This is a genomic window from Mesorhizobium sp. M5C.F.Ca.IN.020.32.2.1, assembly GCF_004023105.1.
Lineage (GTDB): Bacteria > Pseudomonadota > Alphaproteobacteria > Rhizobiales > Rhizobiaceae > Mesorhizobium > Mesorhizobium wenxiniae.
This window is the reverse complement of sequence record NZ_RZSX01000856.1, coordinates 1-2,658: the sequence shown is the minus strand read 5'-3', so window position 1 is coordinate 2,658 and position 2,658 is coordinate 1. Positions and strand designations below refer to the sequence as shown.

At 66.0% G+C, this 2,658-nt stretch carries 3 protein-coding genes and 1 pseudogene; all 4 read right to left on the bottom strand.

Annotated features, from left to right (window positions below; translation table 11 throughout):
* On the bottom strand, window positions 1-498 hold a 498-nt coding region (locus EOA86_RS29945; RefSeq protein WP_164892114.1), incomplete at its 3' end, for a DNA-processing protein DprA.
* A complete protein-coding gene (plsY, locus tag EOA86_RS29940) occupies window positions 495-1,082 on the bottom strand; it encodes a glycerol-3-phosphate 1-O-acyltransferase PlsY (protein WP_065009561.1) in 588 nt (195 codons plus the stop codon). The genes plsY and EOA86_RS29945, both read right to left, overlap by 4 nt.
* A 120-nt stretch (window positions 1,083-1,202) precedes the next feature.
* Window positions 1,203-2,489: a dihydroorotase gene (locus EOA86_RS29935; RefSeq protein WP_128344935.1), complete on the bottom strand. Its 1,287-nt coding sequence runs from the start codon at window positions 2,487-2,489 to the stop codon at window positions 1,203-1,205.
* Window positions 2,486-2,658: pseudogene (pyrB, locus tag EOA86_RS29930) on the bottom strand (aspartate carbamoyltransferase catalytic subunit); the annotation flags it as partial. The gene EOA86_RS29935 and the pseudogene pyrB, both read right to left, overlap by 4 nt.

Below are 2,658 nucleotides of genomic sequence, written 5' to 3'. Positions count from 1 at the left end.
GCTGCCCTGATGTGCTGCCGTGTCGATGCCGCGCGCCAGACCGGAGACGATGCCGTAGCCGTCGCGGCCGAGTTCGGCGGCGAGCGTTCGCGCCATCTTGATGCCGGCCAGCGAGGCGTTGCGGGCGCCGACGATGGCGATTGCCGGCAGCCGAAACACCGCGCCTTCGCCTTTGACCGCGAGCAGCGGCGGCGGATGGTCCATGCTTTTCATCAGCGGTGGATAGTCGCCTTCGCCGATGCCGACGAAGCGGGCGCCGGCGCGCCGGGCTGTCTCCACTTCCGCCTCGGCCTCCGCCATCGACGGGATGCGGACGATCTTTCTGGCGCCTCCCGAAATCATCAGCTCGGGCAGCATCTCGAGCGCCGTCTCGGCCGAGCCGAAACGGTTGATCAGGTCGCGAAAGGTGGCCGGGCCGACATTCGGCGTGCGAATCAAACGAAGCCAGCTCAACCGCTGCCGGTCGCTGAGCCGCGGCCCGGCGGCGCGCTGGCTCACTCCCTGGCTCCGATCTTGCCCTCGGTGCCGGCCAGCAGCCGCGTGATGTTGGCGCGGTGTTTTATGATGACGATCAGGCTCATCAGCGCGAACAGCCCGGCAATCTCAGGCGTGCTGAGGACATAGAGCGCGATCGGCACGACGACTGCTGCCGTCAGCGCGGCCAGCGAGGAATAGCGGAACAAGAAAGCGACGGCCAGCCAGACGACGGCGAAGATCAGTGCCACCTGCCAGGCCAATGCAATCAGCACGCCGAGATAGGTGGCGACCCCCTTGCCGCCCTTGAAACCGAGCCAGACCGGAAACAGATGGCCGAAAAAGGCGCCGAGGCCGGCCCAGGGCCCGAGCTCCGGTGCAAAGCGACCGGCGATCAGCACGGCCGCCGTGCCTTTCAGCGCGTCGAGCAGCAGCGTGGCGGCGGCCAGGCCCTTGTTGCCGGTGCGCAGCACATTGGTGGCGCCGATATTGCCGGAGCCGATATTGCGGACGTCGCCAAGACCGGCGGCACGTGTGATCAGGAGCCCGAACGGGATCGAGCCGAGCAGATAGCCGAACACCAGCGCCAAGACGATGCCGTAAGCCATTGTTCCCCCAGATATGCCCTAAAGCGCGTCGCGTTTGACCCGCCTCAGCGACGCGCTTTAGGTTACTGTTTTATGCATGTCGTTATCGCAAAACCGCTGCACACTTTTGCGCGACATGCATTAGGCTGAAAACACTGTGCGGCCCGCCATCATCGTTTGCAAGACCTTGCCCTGCAGCCGCGCGCCTTCGAAACAGGTGTTTTTCGAGCGCGAACGGATACCGCTTTCGCTGACGATCCATGGCTCGTCGAGATCGACCAGCGCAAGATCGGCGATCGCGCCCGGCTTCAGCGTGCCGCCGGGCAGGCCTAGCAGTCTTGCCGGCGCGGTGGACAAGGTCTCGACCAATCTAAGCAGCGTCACGTCGCCATTGTGATAAAGCCGCAGCGCCGCACCCAGCAGCGTTTCCAGCCCGATGGCGCCGGCCGCGGCGTCGGCGAAAGGCAGGCGCTTGGTGTCGACGTCCTGCGGGTCGTGCGAGGAGACTATGATGTCGACCGTGCCGTCCTTGACCGCCTCGATCATCGCCAGCCGGTCTTCCTCGGCGCGCAGCGGCGGCGTCAGCCGGAAGAAGGTGCGGTATTCGCCGACATCGTTCTCGTTGAGCGACAGATTGTGGATCGACACGCCTGCTGTGACATTCGCGCCGTCGGCTTTCGCCCGCGTTACCGCGGTTGCCGCCATGGCCGTCGAGATCTTGGCCGCGTGATAGGCGCCGCCGGTCAGCCGCGCCAGCGCAAGGTCACGCTCCAGCGGAATGGACTCGGCCTCGCGCGGAATGCCGGCGAGGCCGAGCCAGCTGGCATAGAGGCCTTCGTTCATGACGCCTGATGAGGCGAGGTCGGCGTCTTGGGTTTCATGCGCGATCACGCCGCCGAAATCGCGCGCATAGGTCAGCGCGCGGCGCATCACCAGTGCGCTTGATATGGTGTGCCGCCCGTCGGTGAAGGCGACCGCGCCGGCCTCGCGCAGCAGGCCGAATTCGGTCATCTCGCGGCCCTCGAGGCCCTTGGTGATCGCCGCCGCCGGAAAGATGTTGACGATGGCCGTATCCTTGGCAGTGCGCAGCACGAATTCGACCAGCGCGACATTGTCGATCACCGGGTCGGTGTCGGGCATCATGACGATGGAAGTGACGCCGCCGGCCGCCGCCGCCAAGCTGGCCGAAGCGATGGTTTCGCGGTGCTCGCCGCCCGGCTCGCCGATGAAGACGCGCGCATCGATCAGGCCCGGCATGATTGCTTTGCCGGCGCAGTCGATGACGGTAGCATCTTGCGGAGCGCCCTGGTTCAAGGCCGACTTGCCGGCAGCGACGATCTTGCGGCCCTCGACAATGACGGTGCCGACCTCGTCAATGCCGCGCGACGGATCGATGATGCGGGCCCGGCTGAAGACCGTTGTGCTCATCGGGCAACTTCGCGGTTGCGGCGGGGATCGAGCAGCGCTTCCATCACCGCCATGCGCACGGCAACACCCATCTCCACCTGTTCCTGGATGACGCTCTGCGGCCCGTCGGCGATTTCCGAGGCACTCTCGACGCCGCGGTTCATCGGGCCGGGATGCATGACCAGAGCGC

Coding starts and splice junctions, on each gene's coding strand:
- plsY (WP_065009561.1), bottom strand. CDS start 1,082: ATGGCTTACGGCATCGTCTTGGCGCTGGTGTTCGGCTATCTGCTCGGC.
- EOA86_RS29935 (WP_128344935.1), bottom strand. CDS start 2,489: ATGAGCACAACGGTCTTCAGCCGGGCCCGCATCATCGATCCGTCGCGC.